At 71.2% G+C, this 20661-nt stretch carries 16 protein-coding genes; 4 read left to right on the top strand and 12 right to left on the bottom strand.

The features are described from left to right. The 11 genes from E6J59_17705 to E6J59_17655 all read right to left on the bottom strand — a co-directional run. The coding region (locus E6J59_17705) for a hypothetical protein (GenBank protein TMB17002.1) at positions 1-1816 on the bottom strand (1816 nt) is incomplete at its 3' end. Positions 1817-1853: 37 nt separating this feature from the next. Continuing rightward, positions 1854-3854 carry a tetratricopeptide repeat protein gene (locus tag E6J59_17700; GenBank protein TMB17001.1) on the bottom strand — a complete coding sequence of 667 codons (2001 nt, stop codon included), beginning with the start codon at positions 3852-3854 and terminating at the stop codon, positions 1854-1856. Continuing rightward, positions 3851-4558: a glycosyltransferase family 2 protein gene (locus E6J59_17695; GenBank protein ID TMB17000.1), complete on the bottom strand. Its 708-nt coding sequence runs from the start codon at positions 4556-4558 to the stop codon at positions 3851-3853. Before E6J59_17695 ends, E6J59_17700 begins: the two co-directional genes overlap by 4 nt. Before the next feature lie 10 nt (positions 4559-4568). Continuing rightward, positions 4569-5684, bottom strand: coding sequence for a GNAT family N-acetyltransferase (locus E6J59_17690; GenBank protein TMB16999.1), 1116 nt, complete (start codon positions 5682-5684; stop codon positions 4569-4571). Further along, positions 5668-6666 (bottom strand): ChbG/HpnK family deacetylase, encoded by a 999-nt coding sequence (locus tag E6J59_17685; GenBank protein ID TMB16998.1) that lies wholly within the window; start codon positions 6664-6666, stop codon positions 5668-5670. Before E6J59_17685 ends, E6J59_17690 begins: the two co-directional genes overlap by 17 nt. Next, positions 6602-7711 (bottom strand): NAD-dependent epimerase/dehydratase family protein, encoded by a 1110-nt coding sequence (locus E6J59_17680; protein TMB16997.1) that lies wholly within the window; start codon positions 7709-7711, stop codon positions 6602-6604. The genes E6J59_17685 and E6J59_17680 overlap by 65 nt, the downstream gene beginning before the upstream one ends. Positions 7712-9059: 1348 nt before the next feature. Further along, positions 9060-9482 carry a hypothetical protein gene (locus E6J59_17675; protein TMB16996.1) on the bottom strand — a complete coding sequence of 141 codons (423 nt, stop codon included), beginning with the start codon at positions 9480-9482 and terminating at the stop codon, positions 9060-9062. A 9-nt stretch (positions 9483-9491) separates the two neighbouring features. Beyond that, the gene (locus E6J59_17670) at positions 9492-12149 is read right to left on the bottom strand and encodes a tetratricopeptide repeat protein (GenBank protein ID TMB16995.1); all 2658 of its coding nucleotides are present in this window, start codon (positions 12147-12149) and stop codon (positions 9492-9494) included. Beyond that, positions 12146-12985, bottom strand: coding sequence for a hypothetical protein (locus tag E6J59_17665; protein ID TMB16994.1), 840 nt, complete (start codon positions 12983-12985; stop codon positions 12146-12148). The genes E6J59_17670 and E6J59_17665 overlap by 4 nt, the downstream gene beginning before the upstream one ends. Positions 12986-13035: 50 nt before the next feature. Next, the gene (locus tag E6J59_17660; protein ID TMB16993.1) at positions 13036-15180 is read right to left on the bottom strand and encodes a DUF4215 domain-containing protein; all 2145 of its coding nucleotides are present in this window, start codon (positions 15178-15180) and stop codon (positions 13036-13038) included. A gap of 183 nt (positions 15181-15363) precedes the next feature. Beyond that, complete coding sequence (locus tag E6J59_17655; protein ID TMB16992.1) at positions 15364-15597, bottom strand: hypothetical protein; 234 nt, start codon at positions 15595-15597, stop codon at positions 15364-15366. 47 nt (positions 15598-15644) lie between these two features. On the opposite strand from E6J59_17655, the gene E6J59_17650 reads away from it, so the two are divergent. From E6J59_17650 to E6J59_17635, 4 genes are all read left to right on the top strand, one after another. Beyond that, entirely contained in the window at positions 15645-16088 is a 444-nt protein-coding gene (locus E6J59_17650) for a hypothetical protein (protein ID TMB16991.1), read from the top strand. Positions 16089-16137: 49 nt separating this feature from the next. Then, positions 16138-17358 carry an LLM class flavin-dependent oxidoreductase gene (locus tag E6J59_17645; protein TMB16990.1) on the top strand — a complete coding sequence of 407 codons (1221 nt, stop codon included), beginning with the start codon at positions 16138-16140 and terminating at the stop codon, positions 17356-17358. Positions 17359-17472: 114 nt separating this feature from the next. Beyond that, positions 17473-18936, top strand: coding sequence for a hypothetical protein (locus E6J59_17640; GenBank protein ID TMB16989.1), 1464 nt, complete (start codon positions 17473-17475; stop codon positions 18934-18936). After that, positions 18936-20093: a hypothetical protein gene (locus E6J59_17635; GenBank protein TMB16988.1), complete on the top strand. Its 1158-nt coding sequence runs from the start codon at positions 18936-18938 to the stop codon at positions 20091-20093. Before E6J59_17640 ends, E6J59_17635 begins: the two co-directional genes overlap by 1 nt. Positions 20094-20132: 39 nt before the next feature. Here the strand turns inward: E6J59_17635 and E6J59_17630 are convergent. Next, positions 20133-20661, bottom strand: a 529-nt coding sequence (locus E6J59_17630) for a methyltransferase domain-containing protein (GenBank protein ID TMB16987.1), incomplete at its 5' end; no start/stop codon positions are given.

Raw genomic sequence — 20661 nt, 5'->3', positions numbered from 1 at the left:
GGACATAGATGCTGCCCGGGAACCTGCGCACGAGCTCCTGGAAGCCGGCGAGCGTCCCCTCCCAGTCCCCGTCGCGAAACCTGCAGATGGTGTCGAAGTACCAGCCGTCCGGGGCCAGCTCCGCCGGCGGGGAGCGGTCGATGATCGCTTGGAAGTAGGGCCGTGCGCCGGGGCAGTCGCCTCGATCGAAGCTCGCCATCCCCGCCGCGAACAGCGCCTTCGGCTCCTGGCTCGTGTCGACGTGGACCGCAGGCGTGGCGGAATCCTCGCCCTTCACCGACCACACCCGCAGCGGCTCGACCCGCCAGCTGGTGAGCTTGCCGTCGAACTCGCGGAGCAGGGTCCAGCTGGGCGGGACGGTGAAGTCGAGCCGGGAGAGGCTCACGATCAGGTCGATGCCGCTGTACCAGGGCAGCGTCGCGCCGCCGGTGATCACCAGCCCCTCCTGCACGGAGCGGAGGAAGCGGACCTTCTCGTCGTTCGAGTCCGGTAGGACGCCGTGGGGCGCCCACGCCTTGTCGTGGCGGGGGTACTGGGCCTGGACCAGTAGCATCCGCCAGGTGTCGGTGAACAGCGGAACCGGCTTGTCGGTCGCGATCGTCCTGAGATACGCGATCAGCTGGCGGCCGTCGCGGTTGGCGTCGCACAGCGGCCCCGCGACGCGCGGCGTCTGCTGGAGCCCGAACAGCGCGACCGGGACGCAGAGGACCGCGCCGAGCCCGACCGGGGAGCCGCGCGGCCCGACCGCCCAGAGCCGGTCGAGGAGGTACGCTCCGCTCAGATACAGGGCCGGCGAGACCTGGGCGAGGTAGCGAAAGATCCGCGGATGGGACCAGTACGCGTGCAGCGTCAGGCGGTGCGGCATCAACTCGAACAGGGCGACGAACACGAAGAAGGCCAGGACGACGAACCACTCCGCACCACCGGCCCGGCGGAGCACGGCGCGCCCGAGGGCGAGGAGTGCCCCGAGGAGGGCGCACCAGCCGGTGAGCCCGAACATCCAGTCCGGGTAGTCGTTGTGGTGGAAGACGTAGCGCGGGTACACCATCAGCTCGTAGCCGAGGATGCTCGTGACGTCGTAGCCTCCCATGACGGGGTCTGAGTAGTGGATGATCCAGCCGTACGGCACCCCGGAGTAGAAGAAGTCGGCGAGACACATGAGCCCCACCAGCACGGCGAACACGGCCCACAGGGCGACCCAGCGGCGCCACTGCCGGAGCGTGCACAGGGTCGCGACGCCGAGCGTCTGCACGAGGAGGGTCATGGACAGCCGGTTGAGCAGGCCGAGCACGAGGAAGACGGCGGCGAGCGCCATGTAGCCGCCGCTCCGGCCGTGATAGCCGCGATAGGCCGCCCACGCGCACGCGACGCCGAAGGAGGCGTGGATGTAGTCCGGCACGTTGGCCGTCGAGGCGAGGGTCTCGTAGGGCGTCACCAGGAAGAGGAGCGAGGTGAGGAAGGCGCCGCGCGCGCCGAAGACGTCGCGCGCGAGGACGATCGCCATGGCGTGCGCGCCGAGCGCGAAGGCCAGGATGGGCAGGGCGAAGGCGAGCTCGTTGACGGAGAAGACGCGGTAGAGCAACCCTCGGAGGACGACGTTGATGACCCGGTAGTGCATGAAGTTGGCGGGGTTGAGACGCAGGTGCTGCGCGAAGTCCATCAGCGCGAAGGACTCGCCCGGGTCGTCTCCCAGGCCGAAGCCGGCGAAGAAGGCGAGCCGGAGCGGGATCGCCAGGACGAGGCACAGCCAGGCGAGCCTCCACCACGGGCCGCCGCCGCGCGCCGCGTGCTCGCTCACCGCCTGCCGTCCGTCCATCCTTCCGGGACCGCGCGTCGAGGGTGTCAGGACGGCATCAGCGCCGCCAGAGCCTCTTCCAGAGCCTGCCGAGCAGACCGGCTTCGCGGTCCGCCGGCATCTCCGCCAGCCGCTCCGCCGCCATCCGGCTGACGGTCTCGTCGCGCGGGAACTGCTCGCGCACGTACTCGAAGGTCTGTCGCGCCCGGGCGGTGTCGCCGAGACCCGCGTAGGCGAGCCCCATGTGATAGTACGCGCCCGGGACATAGATGCTGCCCGGGAACCTGCGCACGAGCTCCTGGAAGCCGGCGAGCGTCCCCTCCCAGTCCCCGTCGCGAAACCTGCAGATGGTGTCGAAGTACCAGCCGTCCGGGGCCAGCTCCGCCGGCGGGGAGCGGTCGATGATCGCTTGGAAGTAGGGCCGTGCGCCGGGGCAGTCGCCTCGATCGAAGCTCGCCATCCCCGCCGCGAACAGCGCCTTCGGCTCCTGGCTCGTGTCGACGTGGACCGCAGGCGTGGCGGAATCCTCGCCCTTCACCGACCACACCCGCAGCGGCTCGACCCGCCAGCTGGTGAGCTTGCCGTCGAACTCGCGGAGCAGGGTCCAGCTGGGCGGGACGGTGAAGTCGAGCCGGGAGAGGCTCACGATCAGGTCGATGCCGCTGTACCAGGGCAGCGTCGCGCCGCCGGTGATCACCAGCCCCTCCCGCACGGAGCGGAGGAAGCGGACCTTCTCGTCCTTCGAGTCCGCTCCCACGCCGCGGAGCATCCAGGCCTTGTAGTGCCGGGGGTACTGGGCCTGGATCAGGGCAACCCGCCAGGAGTCGGTGAACAGGGGAGTCGGCTTGTCGGTCGCGATCCCCCGCAGGAACGCGATCAGGTGGCGACAGTCGCGGTTGGCGTCGGACAGCGGCTCCGCGACGCGCGGCGTCTGCTGGAGCCCGAAGAGCGCGACCGCGACGCAGAGGACGGCTCCGAGCCCGACCGGGGAGCGGCGCGGCCCGAGCGCCCAGAGCCGGTCGAGGAGGTATGCTCCGCTCAGATACAGGGCCGGCGAGACCTGGGCGAGGTAGCGAAAGATCCGCGGATGGGACCAGTAGGCGTGCAGCGTCAGGCGGTGCGGCATCAACTCGAAAAGGGCGACGAACACGAAGAAGGCCAGGACGACGAACCACTCCGCACCACCGGCCCGGCGGAGCACGGCGCGCCCGAGGGCGAGGAGTGCCCCGAGGAGGGCGCACCAGCCGGTGAGCCCGAACATCCAGTTCGGGTAGTCGTTGTGGTGGAAGACGTAGCGCGGGTACACCATCAGCTCGAAGCCGAGGATACGCGTGACGTCGAGGCCTCCCATGCCGCCGGAGGAGTTGGCGATCCAGCCGTACGGCAGCCCGGAGTAGAAGAAGTCGGCGAGGCACACGAGCCCCACCAGCACCGCGAACACGGCCCACAGGGCGACCCAGCGGCGCCACTGCCGGAGCGTACACAGGGTCGCGACGCCGAGCGTCTGCACGAGGAGGACCATCGACAGCCGGTTGAGCAGGCCGAGCACGAGGAAGACGGCGGCGAGCGCCATGTAGCGGTCGCTCCGCCGGTGATAGCCGCGATAGGCCGCCCACGCGCACGCGACGCCGAAGAAGGCATGGATGTAGTCCGGGACGTTGGCCGTCGAGGCGAGGGTCTCGTAGGGCGTCACCAGGAAGAGGAGCGAGGTGAGGAAGGCGCCGCGCGCGCCGAGGAGGTCGCGTGCGAGGACGATCGACATGGCGTGCGTGCCGAGCGCGAAGGCCAGGATGGGCAGGACGAAGGCGAGCTCGTTGACGGAGAAGACGCGGTAGAGCAGCCCCCGGAGGACGACGTTGATCACCCGGTAGTGCATGAAGTCGGCGGGGTTCAGGCGCAGGCGCTCCGCGAAGCCGATCACGGCGAAGGACTCGTTCGGGTCGTCTCCCAGGCCGAAGCCGGCGAAGAAGGCGAGCCGGAGCGGGATCGCCAGGACGAGACCCAGCCAGGCGAGCGTCCACCACGGGTCGGCGCTGCGGCGGGCCGGGTGCTCGCTCACCGTCTGCCGTCCGTCAGCCACAGCTGCACGAGGTGGCTGTACTTGTAGAGCGCCTCGTGCACCAGGTTGAACTTCGACGCGCGCCAGTCCTCGCAGGAGACGGGGATCTGGATGACGCGCCCCCCGGAGCGCTGGGTGAGGAAGCACATCTCGATGACGTAGGAGGAGCCGATGTTGATCCGGTCGGTGAAGCGCCTGCAGGTCTCGATGCGGTACGCCTTGGCGGCGATCGAATAGTCCTCGTAGCCGATCCCGAGCAGCAGCCGCGCGATGCGGAGGAAGAGGTCCGAGCCGAGCTTGCGCAGCCAGGACCGCTTCTGGTGGCCGAGCTTCTTCGAGCCCACCACGATGTCGTGCGTCTCGAGCAGCTCGAGCGCGGCGGGGATGAAGGACATGTCGACCGACAGGTCCATGTCGGCCGAGACGAGCAACGGGTAGCGCGCCCGCGCCACGAACTCGCGGAAGGCGAGACCCACGCCGCGCTCCGGCAAGTGGAAGAAGCTGACGTGCGGGAAGCGGCGGCTCAGGTCCACGCCGAGGGCCGTCGTCGAGTCGGTCGAGCCGTTCGACCCGATGATGACCTCGTACTCGCGCCCGAGACCGTCGAGGAAGGCGAGCAACCGCTCGGTGTTGAGCACGAGGATCGCTTCCTCGTTGTATACCGGGATGCCGACCGTGAAGGGCGTCGGAGTGGCGGGGCTCATGCGGGCAGGGTCAGACGATGTCCGAGTCGCCGTAGGTGATGTACCAATTGGCGATGTCGCGGAAAAAGGCCTCCTCGGCCGGCCCGCAGCGGCCGCCGAGGTACCACCGGCGGGGGTTCAGGGCCCGCGGGACGCGCACGAAGCCGAAGGCGCGGAGATGGCGCTCCTGCCGCGGGGGGAGCAGCGCGGTGAGGAAGGCGGCCCCGCGCTCGGTCACATGGCGCTGAGCAAAGCTGAGGACCTCGCGCGTCACCTCGTCGTCCACGAGCGGGCAGGGAAAGAGGTCGACGACGGCGCCAAAGGGGAGGTCGAAGAGCGTCAGGACACGCAGCACGACGTAGCCCTCGAGGCGGCCGTCGACCAGCACCTCGAAGGGCTCGTAGCCGAACGCCGGCACGGCCGAGAAGCGCCAGCGGAGGAAGGCCGCGTCGCGCACCTGGACGAGGCGCGCGAGGTCCGCGTGGCGCGCCCACAGCTCGTCGAAGCGCCGGTCGAAGGCGGCGAGCGGGCGGATGGCGGCGCGGCGCGGCACCCGCGGCCGCGGAGTCGCCAGACGGTAGAACGCGTCGCCGACGGCACCGAGCGCGCGCGCGAGGGGCGCCGAGCGGACGTACCGCTCGAGCACGTACCGGCTCCGGATCGGCTTCACCCAGGTCGGGAACTCGTGCACGTCGAACCAGCGCAGCTTCCCCACGAAGCCGGGCCGGGAGGCCGCGTTCGGGAAGCCCCACACGACGGGCACGCCGAGCTGCTCGAGCGCATCGTAGAGCTCCTGCGCGAGAGCGACGAACATCCCCTGCCGCTGGTAGTCGGGATGGGTCATGGTGTCGCACGACATGGCGAGCACGCGCTCGGCGCCGTCGGCGCGGAAGCGGGTGGGGATCGCCGCGTACTGGCCCACGATCCGCCCGTCGTGCTCGGCGACGCGCACCCACCCCCGGCCAGCGGGGTTGTCGAGGAACTGCCAGCGCCACACCTCCGGGAGGAGGCGCGCCTTGTCCACAGCGCCGAACGTGGCCTCACGCAGGGCCAGGATGCCGGCGGCGTCGGAAGGAGTGAAGTCGCGCGTCACCCACAGCCGCCGCGTCGTCCGGGCGCTCGGCTGGCCCTCAGGGCGCGCCGGCATGGGGGGCGAGCGCGCGGAAGGAGGTCGGCTCGATGCCGCGCCGCGCGAGCGCTTCGGGGAGGGTCGGGTCGAGGAGCAGCTCCCGGTCGCTGTCCCAGCGGTAGCCCCAGTGGCCGTACTTCCGCTCGGTCTCGGCGTCGCGGTGACCGGGATGCAGCATGACCTCCACGAGCTCCACGCCGCGGGCGCGGAGGTGGTCGAGCCCGGCGAGCAGGCGGGCGGGCGTGAGCCTCCCGCCCGCCTCGAGGAAGCCGATGGTCACGAAGGGGCGTATCGCGTCCCGGTCCGCGGGCGGGACGCGCCGCCAGGCGAGCGCGGCGACGCCGTTCACGGCGACGCGCGTCGCGCGGCGGACGACGGAGCCCGCACCGGCGGTGGGCCCGGCGAGCCACGTCCGGACGAAGCGGACGCCGTGTCGTCGCGCGAGCTCCACGATGCGAGGGAAGAGCCGCGGCAGCAGGTGGAGGTGCTGATGGCCGTCGCAGTGCGAGGGACGGATGCCGAGCACGGCCAGGCGCTCCCACTGTGCGGCGGCCTCCGCCGCCGCCTCGGCGACGCTCCAGCGGCCGGTGGCGTAGCGGGCGAAGACCGTCGCGTGGCTCGCCCAGAAACGCCCGTCCGCGACCAGGCTCGGCACGCGCTCGGCCGGGAGCAGTGGCCGCTCCTCGACGAGCGTCACGTGCAGGCCGACGTCGAGGTCGGGGACCGAGCGGGCGAGCGCGGCGGCGTCCTCCGCCGCCTCGGCACTCGGCATGAGCGAGGTGCTGCGCAGGAGCCCTCGCGCGTGGGCCTCGACGATCCCGGCGTTCACGGCCCGCGTGAGCCCGAAGTCGTCGGCGTGGAAGATGACCTTCACGGCGGGGCGGGAGTCTAAACCGTCACGCCGCCGACTGAAAGCGGACGCCTGCAGTGGATGTCTACAGGAGATCGGCCAGGCTCTCGCCGGCCGATCGGACTCGGAGATCGAGACGCCGGAGGTCATCCGCCACCGGAACCCGCCGGAGCGCCTTGATCCCGAGCAGGCTCTCGGAGCGGAGCGGGAAGGGCAGGCGGAGCGCCTCGACGGCGCGCACCCCCGCCAGCACGGGCGTGAACGGGAGGGGGAGGAAGAGGCAGCGGATGCCGAGCCGCCGGGCCATCATGCGGAGGAAGGTTGCGAACGAGATCGGGTCGGGCTCGGCCACGTTGAAGGCGCCGGTCAGGTTCCGCTCGAGGGCGCGCGCGACCGCCTCGCACACGTCGTCCACGTGCACGGTCTGCAGCGGCTGCTGCCCGCCGCCGAACAGCGGGAGGACGTGTGTGCGGCGCATGCCTTCGCGCATCTGCTGGAAGAGGCCCTGCCCCTCGCGGGCGAGGATAAGCCCGGGGCGGATGACCACGTCGCGCTGCGGATCGAAGAGGGCCTCGAGCGCGTGCTTGCTGCGGGCGTAGTAGCTGGGCGCGTGGGGATGCGCGGTGACGCTCGAGATGAAGACGAAGCGCCGCACCCCGGCGCGGCGCGACGCCTCCAGCATGCGGCGCGTGCCTTCCTCGTTCACGCGCCGGATCTGCTCGAGGTCCGCGAGCCGGGTGGGGTAGGCACAGTGGACGACCGCGTCGGCGCCGTCGAGCACGGACTCGTCGAGCACCTCGGGCAGGTCGCAGCGCCCGGCGTGGATGCCGGGCCGGAGGAGCCGGAAGGCGTCGGGATCGCGGACCAGCGCGCGCATCTCCCAGCCGCGGCGCGGGAGGTAGCTGCACAGGTGGCGGCCGAGCGAGCCGGAGGCGCCGGTCACCGCGACGATCACGCCAGCCGCTCCGCGAGCCGGGCCCCCACCCGGTCGGCGTTTGCCATCAGGTTGAAGGTGAGCCCCTTCGGGGGGATCCAGGGGAAGATCGAGCCGTCGGCGAGGTAGATGGCGCGCGTGCCGCGCAGCCTGCTGTCGCGGTCGCAGGTGAGCTCGCGCTCGCTCGCGGTGATCGGGAACGTGCCGGCGTAGTGGAGGCTCGCGCCGTGGCCGGGACGGATGGTCCTGAGTGGCACGCAGCCGAGGCGCCGGAAGAAGCGCAGCATGACGCCCTCATCCGCGACGTGCATGCGCGCCTCCTCCTCGCTCGGCCGGTACTGGATCTCGAGCCGATCGGGCGCGCCCCGCTCGCCGCGTCGGAGGACGCAGACCTTGCCCTGGGACGGACGGTCCTCGTGATGGATGCCGAGGATGGCGAAGTTGGGCACCAGCAGCCTGAGCAGTCGCAGCGACTCCCGGTACGCGAGCGGCAGCTCCTTCATCAGCTTGAAGGTGAGCAGCGAGCGATAGGAGAAGAGCTGCGCCTGGATGATGCGCCCCGGCACGCGCACGATCGCGGTCAGCTGCCCCAGGCTGTAGCGACGATCGCACGGCGTGCGGCGGAGCATGCCGAGGTTGAGTGTCGGCACGTAGGCGTAGGGATTGCAGAGGATGGGAACGGGCGTGTCGTAGCGGGCGAGCGAGCGGAGGACGAGCCAGGCCGTGCCGAGGGTCCCAGCGGCAACGACCAGCGCGCGCCCCTCGTGACACTCCTCGGTGCCGACGTCGATGCGCGTCGCGCGCACGCGCACGCGCTCACCGTCCTCCTCGAAGGCGTGCACGAAGCGGCGACCCACATAGGTGAAATTGGGCGCGGCCTGGAGCTCCTCGAGCGTCCACTGCGGGCGGTAGACGCTGCGGTCCATGTCGGCCCAGAAGCAGAGGTCGAGATAGGCATGGGGACCGCGGCCGCGATGGCGCCGCGTGCAGGCCGCGACGCGCGGGCGGCCGAGGAAGAAGCCGGCGGTGTTGAGCTCGTCGCGCCGGCGGAGGTAACGCGCCAGGACGACCTCGGCGTTCGTATCGATGTCGAGGGCGGGCATCATCGACGGGCTCGAAGGGAAGAACGGGTCGAGGTCGTCGCGCTCCCCGGCCACGCCGATGCGCTCGGCGACGGCGTCGTAGTGCGGCCGGAGGTCGTCGAGACCAAGTGACATGGCGCGCAGCTCGTCGTCCGAGAAGGGGAAGACGCCGGCGCTCCACGCCGCGCCGAGGCCGCCGCGGGCGAGGCTCATGGAGACCGCGAAGTTCTCGGCATGCACCGGGATGCGGTCGGCGGCCTCCGCGAGCACGTACCCCCGCGGGGGTGTGAGCTGCGCGCCGACGCGCACCGCGCCGAACGGGATGCCCTCGAAGCGCTCGCCGAGGAAGTAGCGGTGCTGCTCCGGGTCGGTGCGGCGGATCTCGGAGAACGGCTTGCGGGGGATCAGCCCGGTGTAGTGGCGATCCTCGTTCCCGTAGTCGAGCAATACGACCCGGCGCCCCGCCGCGACCAGCGGCGCGGCGGCGTTGACGCCCCCCGGGCCCGAGCCCACGATGACGACGTCGGTCACGCGCGCGAGCGGGCGGCGGCGGCGTAGACGAGCACCCCGACCGCCGCCCGCACCACGGCCAGCGTCGCGAGCCCGAGGACGCGCAGCACGAGGGACACCGGGTGCACCGTGCGGGAGAGGAACTCCTCGGCGAAGGCCGGCGAGGCCTCGAGCACGGCCGCCATCACCAGGATCTTGTTGCGCAGGAGGCTCCCCGGCCGGAGCAGACCGGCGGCACCGTCGAGGAAGGAGATGCTCCACGGGTGTCGCCGCGCGAACGCGATCACGGCGGCGTCGGATCCGGGCGCCGTCCCGCCGAGGAGGATCCGGTTCGCCTCCCGGTACCGCTCGACCAGCTCCCGCGGCGGCTCCCGCCCGACCAGATACCGCCCGAAGAGCCGTCCTTCCAGCTCCAGCTCTTGATCCTCCGGCTCCGGCACGCCGAGCCCTCAGCCCCCGGTGCCCCGCCCCGCCACCTCGGCGAGCCGGTCCCCGGCGTATTTGCTCCACGGCGTGGTCGGGAAGCTGGCCCGCGTCTGCTCCCAGGCGGCGCGCGCACCGTCGAGGTCGCCCAGGTGCAGGCGGCAGATGCCGACATGGTAGAGCGCCTCGGGTACGTTCGGCGCCTCGGGGAAGGTCGCCATGAGGCGCTGGAAGGTCTTCTCCGCCTGGCGCCACTTCTCCTGCCGGAAATAGATGATCGCCTCGAAGTACGTCGAGTGTATGGCGGTTGCCGATAGGGGCGCCAAGCGCTGCGCCTCGCGGAAATCCGGCGCGGCCTCGTCGAAGCGGGAGGCGTCGTAGAGCCGCTGGGCCCGGCGGTAGACCGCGTCCGCGTTCGGCACGTACAACACCACCGCAGCGCTGGTGAGCAGGACGGCGCCGAGGCCCAGGCCGCCCCCGAGCACGCTGCGCCGGGTGCGGACGCTCCAGCTCTCGCTCCGCCGCAGCAGGGCGAGCACGGGCTCGGGCGCGTGCGTGCGGAGACGCTCCCCGAGGCCGGTGGCCAGGGTCCGCCCGAAGGGCAGAAGTCCGAGCGCCAGCAGGAGGAGACCGAGCGCCGTCAGGGCGTGGCCGGCGCTCGCCCAGAAGCCGCCGCCGAAGACGAGGTCGAGGCGCTCGCCGCGTGGCACGACCAGCATGAAGCTCGGCCCGGCGAGCCACACCTTCTCGCCCGTGAGGCTGCGCCAGCGCGGGTGGTACGAGATCCGGACCAGCACCGGGTGGCCCGGCCGGCAGCCGGTCACCGTGATCCGGTCGGGGGCTTCCATGCGCTCCTCGAGCACAGGCGGCGGACCGAGGGGCCGCCGCGGCAGCTCGCCCCTGACGTCGTCGACGACCCCGGCGAACAGCCCCCGCTCGTCGTCCGCCACGTCCTTCGCGAACACCGGCGTCGGGTCGTCGGGACCTGCGCGCATGAACCAGCGGTAGGAGTCCTCCTTCCATGTCTTCGTCCGCACCAGCACCGGGGCGAGCTCGAGCGGCACCACGTAGCGATTCGCGTTGTCGCGCAGGCGGTAGATCTCGAACGGCCCGACGGTCTTCTCGTGCACGAGGCCGGGGTTCTGCGCCGCCGCGGCCTTCACCACGGGGCTCCGCAGGATGAACTGCGAGACGTTGAACATCCGCAAGTGGCGGATGCCACGGTCGAGGTCCAGCCGCGAGCACCCGTAGTCCGGAAAGGGGCACGAGACGTCCTTCGAGATCTCGGACTGGATCCAGAAGACGAAGGGCGAGGAGGGCGAGCTCTGCATGTAGAGCCCCTCGAGCGTCGAGCGGCCCGAGAAGAGCGGCAGGTCCTCGAACGCGCGCACCGTGCCGAGCGACTCGTTCTCGGCCGAGTGCTCGTAGACGACGCGCGGGTCTCGGAAGTCGCCGCGGACGTGCTCGTTGATGGCGTGGAAGACGGGCCACGTGACCTTCTTTTCGAACCCCGAGTAGTTCCAGGTGATCCACGAGGGGATGAAGCTCACCCGGGACTGCACGAACGGCAGGATCACGAGCGCGCCAGCCACGGGCCATATCTCCGCTCCCGGGAGGAGCGCCAGGAGGTGGCCGAGCCCGGCGGCCGCGGCGAGGCAGAGCCCGAGCTGGATGAACGGCCAGAACCGGATGTCGACCACGTGGAAGGAGTGCCCCGTCACCCAGAAGAAGAGCGCGATCGCCATGGCCCACAAGAGCGTGCCGAGCGGGCGGGGGAAGGCCGTCCGGCGCACCACCGAGAGCACGAGCAGCACGAGGGTCGTGACGCCGGTCACGATCGCCGCCGGCCAGAGGATCGGCGGCAGGACCTCGCGCCATCCCGTGATCGGCCAGGAGTGGTTGTAGGCGGTGGTCCAGGGGCCGTAGCCGAAGAGCTGGAGGAGGAAGAAGCCCATCAGCAGGACGCCGAGCCCGTGCGCAGCGACGAGCGTGCCGACTCGCCGCCACCATTTGTGCGTCGAGACGAGCTCGGCGAGCGAGGCGAAGCCCGCCCAGAGGAGGGTGTACCCGTGCGAGAGACCGATCAGTGCGACCAGGACCCCGCACCCCACCTTGCCCCGCCCGCCGTCGATCGCCCGGCGGAGGGCGCCGATGAAGAGCACCGCGAGCGCGAGCCCGAGCGAGAACGCGAACTCGCCGGCGAGGGTCGAGGGGATGTTGCCCCCCCACATCGAGTTCGCCTCCATGAAGATGAAGGGCAGGGTGGCGAGCGCGGCAAGCGCCGGTCCGGGGAACGGCACGCGCGAGAGGCGCAGCGAGAGGTAGGCGCACACGGGGAGGAGGAAGAGCCCGAGCACGGTGATCAGCTTGAAGGCGACCGCAAAGGGAATCACGGTCGAGAGCGCCGCCATCAGGAGGAACGGCAGCGGGAAGTAGAACTGGAAGAGCGGATAGCCGGCGTAGTTCCCGGGGCACCAGCCGATCACCTGGCCGTGTGGCAGGAGCACGTGGCGCATGTAGAAGGCGGGGTAGTAGTGCGTGCCCATGTCCCCGCCGCTCGTGGTCGTCGGCGTCAGCATGACGGCCGCCGGGAAGTAGGAGCCGAGGAAGAGGAGCGCGGTCGCGATTGCGGCCAGGTCGAGGAGCGTGCGGGCGAGCAGGCGGAGGCGGCCTCCGTCGGTCACCGGCCGGTCTCCGCGCGCCGGCTCTGCGAGGTGATCGCCCGCCAGAGCAGGACCCCGAGCCACGCCGCGACGAGGACCCCGGCGACGATCTCGAACCACAGCCGCCACTTCTCGAGGAACGACTGCGCGGCCTCGATCTCGACCATCCCCTGCCCGGCCACGGTCTGGTGGACGCCGTCCTCGTCGTACTGCACCTGGGCGAACAGCGGGTAGCGGCTGCCGACCAGCGCCGTCCGGTTGACGATCGGCGCCGTCACGGTGCGCTCCTCCCACGCCGCGAGTCTCACCTCCTGCGTCGGCGCCGTCACCTCGATCCCCTCCGGCGCCACCACGCTCACCGACGCCTGGCGGGCCACGCCGGCCAGGTTCTTGACCCGGATGCTGAGCGTGCCCGAACTCGACAGCGGGTCCGCCTTGAGCTCCGACACCGCCACCTTCGCCGGGGGCGGGCTGCCGACCGTGACCAGCCCCAGGTGGACCGCCTGGAACGGGTACTGGTTAGCGTCGGTGTAATCGACGGCGATCTGGTACGGCCAGCGGCCGGTCCCGAGGCCGCCCACCGGCAGCGTCAGCGCCGCGTCCATCGACGTCCCCGGCGCGAGCGAGGGACGGAGGTCGCCCCGCACCCGGTGCTCGCCGAAGACGAGGACGGCGGCGACCGATTGCGCGCTCTCGTCGCCGACATTGCTCACCTTGACCTGCGCCGAGAGCGCGCCCTCGCGCAGCTCGACCAGGGGCGCGATCGAGATGCTGATGCTTCCGGCGGCCGCCGGGGCGGCGAGGCAGAGCGCGAGCACGGGCGCGCCGACTAGAGCGAGCTGTCGCTGGAGCCTCATGGGGCGCGTAGATTGGCACAACTTCCGGCCGCGGAAAACCGCCGCCGGCATCAGTGGCAGACGAGGCGGGTCCCGCTGCGCCGGCTGGCGCACGACCCGGCGTCGAAGCTGCGCCGGCCGCAGGAGCCGGCCTGGCCCGCCTTCGCGTCACCCAGCAGGACCGTCACGGCGAGCGGGAGATCCGAGAAGAAGAGCGGATAGGAGCCCTTCCGCCCGGTCACGCTCACGTCGACCCCGGGCACGCCGCCCCGGGTGTCGTCGACGATCGCGAGCCTGCGGATGCCGCCGACGCTGCCGGCCCGATCGCGGTAGAGCCAGCGGCCGTGGCGTGCGATCCAGTGCGCGCCCGGCGGGAGGGTGAGCGCGAGCTCCCCCTCGCCCGTCCCGTCGTCGACCAGGAGGCTCATGCCGGTCGCGGACGGGTCGAGCGTGGCGACGGCGCTCGGGATGGCGAACTCGGCTTCGAGCGAGAGCCGGTCGCGCCCGGGGGCGCCGTGCCGGACCGAGAGCAGGCTGCGCAGCCAGAGCGTCTGCCCGGAGCGCATGATCTTGCAGGCCTCCAGCCGGCAGGTCGGCGAGCAGCCGTCGCCCGCGACCGTGTTGCCGTCGTCGCACTCCTCGCCCGGGTCGAGCACGCCGTCCCCGCAGCGCGGTTCATGCTGGCACGTCGCCGAGCACCCGTCGCCCGACACCGTGTTGCCGTCGTCGCACTCCTCGCCCGGGTCGAGCACGCCGTCCCCACAGCGGGGCTCGCGCTGGCAGGTTGCCGAGCACCCGTCGCCCGACACCGTGTTGCCGTCGTCGCACTGCTCGCCGGGGTCGAGGATGTGGTTGCCGCACACCTCGCGCTGGCAGCTCGGTGAGCAGCCGTCGCCCGCGACCGTGTTGCCGTCGTCGCATTGCTCTCCCGGGTCGACGACCCCGTTGCCGCAGTTGCCGATGGGAACGAGGCAGCCCGCTCCCGCGATCGTGCTCTTGATCTCCGCACTCACCACGGCGCCAAAGACGAGGTCGATGTCCGCGAGGCCGCCGCACTGCAGGTGGCAGTAGCTCATGATGGTCCCGCGCGAGCAGACGACCGGTCCGGCGTAGCAGTTGGGCTCCTGGTTGTAGCACTCGTCGACCGGCGGGCCGTAGCAGTGCGTATGGGGCGTGCCGAGGTTGTGGCCGATCTCGTGCGTCACCACCAGCACGTCCCAGACCTGCGTCGGGTCGGAGAGGTCGAAGTGTCCGTAGACCTGCGACACGCCGAAGAAGTAGAGCGGCTCGCACACCGAGCCGACGTACGCGATGCCGCCCTGCACCGCCTTGCCCGAGATGAAGTGGACCAGGTCGTGCGACCCGGCGATCGCGTTCATGCCGTTGGCCGGGTTGGTCCAGTAGTTGCGCACCTCGTCGAGTTGCTGGTCGGGCAGGGTGGCGTTCCACGGGTCGGCCGCCGTCGGCCAGAGACGGATGTAGGAGAAGCGGAGGCGCACGCTCAGGTCGCGCTCGTCGATCGCCGAAGAGGCGGCGGCGAGCGACGCCAGGTAGTCGAGCGTCCCCGCATCGGAGCCGAACTTGGCCCACAGCTCGTGGTCGGTGTCGATGGCGGCGTCGGCCTGGACCAACCCTGCGGACGCGTACGCGACGCGCGGCTCGAGGCCGGCGGCCGCACGCGCGCCCCGGTTCACCACCAGGGAGTCCACCTGGTCGCGGTGGCGGTCGTTGGCGCAGAAGTTCCCGGGCGGTGGGTAGGCGGCCGGGTCGACGTCGCGCAGCGCGTAGCTCCGGTGGCGGCCGCGGCGGTCGGGGCCGAAGGGATAGACCGTGTCGTGCGCCGCCACGAACCCGCGCACGTGGTCGCGGGCGGCGATCAGGAGCACGCGCGAATCGGGCTCGCCGCGCACCGTGCCCGTGAAGTAGACGTGATCGGGCAGCTTCACCTCGCGCACACCCCGGTCGTCCACCGCCTCCACGCGCGCCCCCGGCGCGAACGGCTCGAAGCGCCGGAGCTCCAGGTCCGCCGTCGCGTCGCCGCCCAGGGGGAAGCCCGGCACCACGGCCGTCGTCCGCGTCCGCAAGTCCGCGAGCGCCGTCCGCGAGAGGGCGAGCGTGCGCCCGCGCGCCACGCCGCGCGGCAGCGAGTGCGGCGCGGGCGTGGCCGGACTCAGCAGATTCCCGGCGCCGGCAACCGGCGCCATGGCGAGTGTCACGGCAAGCGCCTGGGTGAGGGCGGCGAGGGGCCGGCAACGGAGCACGGGGGGCGGGCAGAGCAACCCGCATGCCCCCCGCGCGCGCCCGCCGGTGCGAGCGCCGCGTCAGGCGCGGCGGCGAAATAGTGTCGCTCGCGGCCGAACGCCGCCCACTCCCTGCCGCCCAGGAGTCCGTCCGGGCTCCTAGTCGCGCGGCGTGAGTTTGGCGCCGAGGCCGCGCAGGCTGCGGAGGTAGACGCCGGTGCCGGCCGCGACGAGGAGCCCCAGCGCCCCGCGCAGGCCGGCGAGCGCCTCCCCGGTCCGGGCCATCTCGTTCAGCTCCCAGGCGGCGTAAGCGAGCGCGCAGAGGAGCGCCGTCACGATGAAGATGCGGTGGACGGCGGCGACCGGACCGGGCCCGCGAGGCGTGGTGGGCATGTGCGTCCATGATATGACGGCTCCAGGCATTGCAAGGAGGTGCGCGTATGGACAGTGTCCGGCCATTCATCCCGAGGAGGCGGCCACGGTTGGCGAAGGTGATCGTGCAGGTCACCGTGACGAACGATCGCGACCCGACGCGCAGGAAGCGCTTCAGCGCACTCGTCGACACGGGGGCGTCCGGACTTGTCCTCCCGCTCGCCTGGAGGGAGGAGCTGGGCGATCTGGAAGCTGCGGCCACGGTCCAGCTCGAGACGGCCGATCAGCGCGTCGTCACGGCCGACGTGTATGGGCCGGTGTGGATCCAGATCGAAGGATTCAGGAGGATCGCCGACGAGGTGATCTTCCTCGAGATGGAAGAGGGGCCACGGGGCTACCAGCCGCTGGTTGGCTACACGGTGCTCGAAAAGTCGGGGGCGGCAGTTGACATGGTGTCCCACCAACTGATCGCGCGGAAGTACTACGACCTGAAATCAGCCGCTGTCGCTTGACCGGCGTCGCGCGGGCCGGGTACGGTCGCCCGCTGGAGGACCTGCGCCCATGCAGTTCGGCATCTTCTACGAGCACCAGCTCCCCCGGCCCTGGCGGGAGGACAGCGAGGCGCGCCTCATCCGCGAGGCGCTCGAGCAGGTGGAGCTGGCCGACCGCCTCGGCATCGACTTCGCCTGGGAGGTCGAGCACCACTTCCTCGAGGAGTACTCGCACTCCCCGGCGCCCGAGGTCTTCCTCGCCGCCTGCGCCGCACGCACCGAGCGCATCCGCCTCGGGCACGGCATCGTGCTCATGCCGCCCGGCTACAACCATCCCGCGCGCGTCGCCGAGCGCATTGCGATGCTCGACCTGGTCTCGGGCGGGCGGGTCGAGTTCGGCACCGGCGAGTCCGCCTCGCGCATGGAGCTCGAGGGCTTCGGCATCCCGCCCACCGAGAAGCGCGCCATGTGGCGCGAGGCGGTCGCGCAGGTGGCGCTCATGCTCTCGCAAACCCCCTACCCCGGCTACGATGGCAAGTACTTCAAGATGCCGCCGCGCAACGTGGTGCCGAAGCCGGTGCAGAAGCCGCACCCGCCCATGTGGCTCGCCTGCTCCTCGCGCCCCATGATCCACCTGGCCGCGCAGCTCGGGCTCGGCGCCCTCACCTTCGCCTTCGTCGACGTGGCGGAGGCGAAGCACTGGGTGGCCGACTACTACGACACCTTCAAGCGCGAGTGCACGCCGATCGCGCAGGCGGTGAACCCGAACATCGCGATGGTGACCGGCTTCAGCTGCCACGACGACCCGGCCGAGGCGGAGCGGCGCGGGCTCGAGGGCTTCCAGTTCTTCGGCTTCGCCCTCGCGCACTACTACCTCCTCGGCGGGCACGTCCCCGGGCGGACGAACGTGTGGGAGCTCTTCCGCGGGAACCAGATCCCCCTGCCCGGGGGCAGCGGCGGCATCGGCACGCCCGAGCAGGTGCGCGGCGCCATGCACCAGTTCGAGGAGGCGGGGGTCGATCAGACCGTCTTCATCCAGCAGGGCGGCAACAACCGGCACGAGGACATCTGCGCGTCGCTCGAGCTGTTCGCGGCGCGCGTCATGCCGGAGTTCAAGGAGCGGCACGCGGCGCGCGAGCGGCGCAAGGCGGAGGAGCTGGCACCCTACGTCGAGCGCGCGCTCGCGCGCCGGACACCGCCGCGCGAGCCGGGCGAGCTGCCAGTGGTGCAGGCGTACGGGCGCGATCTCGTGAGCGGGACGGGGCAGTATCCGACGGCGGAGGGGCGCTGATCGCGCCGCTCGTGGTGAACCTGCGCCACCCGGTCACGGCCTTGACCCATCTCTTCCGCGCGCACTAGAAGCAGGGTGCGGCGGCCAGCGCATCGCCGCCCGCGGAGGACCCCCATGAGCGGCACGAACGCGCAGCAGCGCGTCACCAAGACCTTTCCCGTCTTCGACTGTGACGCACACGTCAACGACCCCGACGAGATCTGGCGCGACTACGTCGAGCCCGCATACCGCGAGCTGGTGCGCCGCTCGTACTGGAAGGACGAGCACCAGGCGGTGCTGAACGGGCGGACGCCGGTGATCGGCGGCGCCGCCTACGACTTCCCGGGCTACAATCCGATCTGCCTCGCCGGGCCGCAGATGTCGAAGAAGATCGCGCGCAAGCTGCAGCAGATCGGGCTCACGCCCGAGCAGAAGAAGTATGTCGAGCACCCCGGCGCCTACGACCCGAAGGCGCGTCTCCGCGAGATGGACCTCATGGGGATCGATCAGGTGATGATCATCCCCACCATGATGGTCGCCAACTTCCCCTTCGTGGAGAACGTCGACGGCGCCTACGCCTTCGCGCGCGCCTACAACAACTGGGCGCGCGACTACTGCGCCGCGGCGCCCGAGCGGCTCTTCCCGGCCGGCTGGCTCCCGCTCCAGGACCTCCAGTACACCTGCGAGGAGCTCGAGCGGATCGCGAAGATGGGCTTCCGCGTGGCGCTCATCCGCCCCATCGACGCGCGCGGCCGCTACCCCAACTACATCTTCCCGAGCTTCACCGGCGGGTCGCCCACCAACACCATGGACAAGGTGTTCCGGAAGTTCGAGGAGACGGGGATCGTGCTCGGCATGCACACCTTCCCGGCCCTGAACCCCGAGATCGGCGCGGAGTTCCGGAAGGCCATCCCCGGCGTGCCCATGACCTCCCCCGGCGAGCTCGTCGCCCGCGCGGGCGAGATGCATCTCGGCGGCCGCATGGTCGACGTGCAGACGCTGAGCTTCATCTTCGAGGCCGTGGCCTGGCTGGCGCAGGTGCTCCTCTCCGGCATGCTCGACCTCTACCCGAAGCTCCGCATGGCGATCTTCGAGTCGAACTCGAGCTGGCTGCCCCAGCTCCTCGAGCACTGGGACCGGCTCTTCAAGCTCTACGCCAACGAGCGGCTCTTGAAGACCGACCGCCTGCCGAGCGAGGCGTTCTACGCGCAGTGCTACATCGCCTTCGAGTCGGACGAGACGCCGACCTTCCGGCAGTGGGACCGCTTCGAGAACGTCGGCGTGTGGTCCTCGGACGCCTATCACCACGACGGCGCGGACTCGTGGAGCGCGATCCGCGAGATGCGTGCCGCCGGCGTGCCGGAGGCCGTGCAGGCGAAGCTCCTCGGCGCCAACGCGCGGCGCATGTACGGCATCGAGGGGACGCTCTGCGTGAGCGAGGAGCCGCCGCCGCTCGAGCGGCCGGCCTGGTTCCCCCAGGGCGAGGAGCTCGAGCGCTGGGCGGAAGCCGAGGCCGATCCGCGTGCGCACGGCATCACCAAGTTCGACCTCGCCAAGCTCGACCCGCGCCTCCTCATGCAGGCGCTCCGGCCCTACTGATGACCGTCGTCGACGTCGACACCCACGTCTACGAGCCGACCGACATCTGGGAGAAGTACCTCGAGCGCGACTACCGCGTCGTCGCGCGCAGCGCCTTCTGGCACGAGACGGACGCGCACGGCCTCGAGACGACCATCCTGAACGGCCGGCGGGCGCGCTCGCTGCGAAGGAGCGGGATCAACCGCCAGGCTTGCTGGCGGCCCGGGATGACGCCGGAGCAGATCGGGCAGCTCGATCCCGACGAGCGCCATCCGATCACGCCGGGCGCGCAGGATCCCGCCGCGCGTCTCCGGGACATGGACGCGATGGGTGTGGACCGCGCGCTCCTCTTCCCCACCCTCTTCGCGGAGCACTTCCCTCTCGTCGGGAACCCCGACGCGGCGTGGGCGCTGGCGCGCGCCTACAACGACTGGCTCTGGGACTTCGCCGGCGCGGACCGCCGCCGGCTCGTGCCCGTGGCGCTCCTCCCCATGCAGGAGCCGAGCTTCGCGGTGCGCGAGCTCGAGCGCGCGGCGGCGCACGGCTTCAAGGCGGCCTTCGTCCGCCCGGTCTTCTTCGAGGGCCGCTTCCCGAACCACCCGACGTACGACGTCCTCTGGCAGCGGCTCGAGGCGCTCGAGGTCGCGGCTTGCATCCACCCCTCGCCAGGGAGCACCAACCCGGAGTGGAGCGGCGCCGGGCCCTTCGTCGAGCGTGTGGCGGCGAATCTCAAGATCGGGCACCCGATCGCGGAGAGCGTCGCGCCCTTCATGGACACGTCGACGTTCCTCACCGCCGTCGCCTTCTACGGACACATGGAGATTTACCCGAAGCTCAGGCTGACGCTCGTCCACGCCGGCGCGGCCTGGGTGCCCCTCGCGCTCGAGAAGTCGGAGACCTACCTCTGGCTCTTCTCCGGCATCCGCGACGTGAGCCTCGAGCCCGACCACGTGTTCTTCGCACGGCCGTCGCTGGTGAGCTTCGACTCCTGGGAGACGCCGGTCGCGCGCATGCCCGACGTGTTCGAGAACGTGGCGGCGTGGGGCTCGCGCTATCCCAACCACGACACGGGAACGGTCGAGGAGGCGCGGGCGACGCTCGGCAAGCACGGCGTACCGGAGGCGACGGTCGGGAAGTACCTGGGCGGGAACGCGCTGCGGCACTTCGGGCTGGGGTAGGTCCATGCGAGCCGCATCCCCGCCCGCGCCTGCAGCCGCTCAGGTGGGCGCCGCGCCGTCGCGGTAACCCCATGCCTGCACCACGCGGGGCAGGCTCAAGACGGTGCGACGGTCTGCGGCGACTGCGTGCAGGTCGTGGATTACGCGGTCGACCTCGTGCCGGGAGGCCAGACCGTCCGCAAGCACGGAGTCGGCAATGCTCTCCATCGTGATCGGGGCGATCAGCTTTACCTCACCTTCGATCCCTGCCGGCTGCACGACCTTCATCTGGACGTTCCGGTAACCGGAGTCGAGCAGAAACTCGGGCAGCCGCGGCCCGATGTTGGGATCTGCGCCTCTTCTGTGCACCACCTGCGTGTAGAGCTCGACATACCGCCAGAACGCCGGGCTGTCTGGATGACAGAAGTGCCCGCTGAAGTCGATGTCCTCGACGACTGCTACCCCTCCGAGGCGGAGCACCCCGAGCATCCGCCTCAACGCCCCGCCCGGATCACTCAGATGCGTCAGCACGAACCGCGCGTACACGAAATCAAACTCCGCTCCTTCCCCGATCTGCCCAACGTCCGAC

The organism is Deltaproteobacteria bacterium (genome assembly GCA_005879795.1).
In the GTDB taxonomy this organism is placed as follows: Bacteria; Desulfobacterota; Binatia; order DP-6; family DP-6; genus DP-6.
Note: the sequence above shows the minus strand (reverse complement) of the source record. Positions and strands in the feature narration are given on the sequence as shown.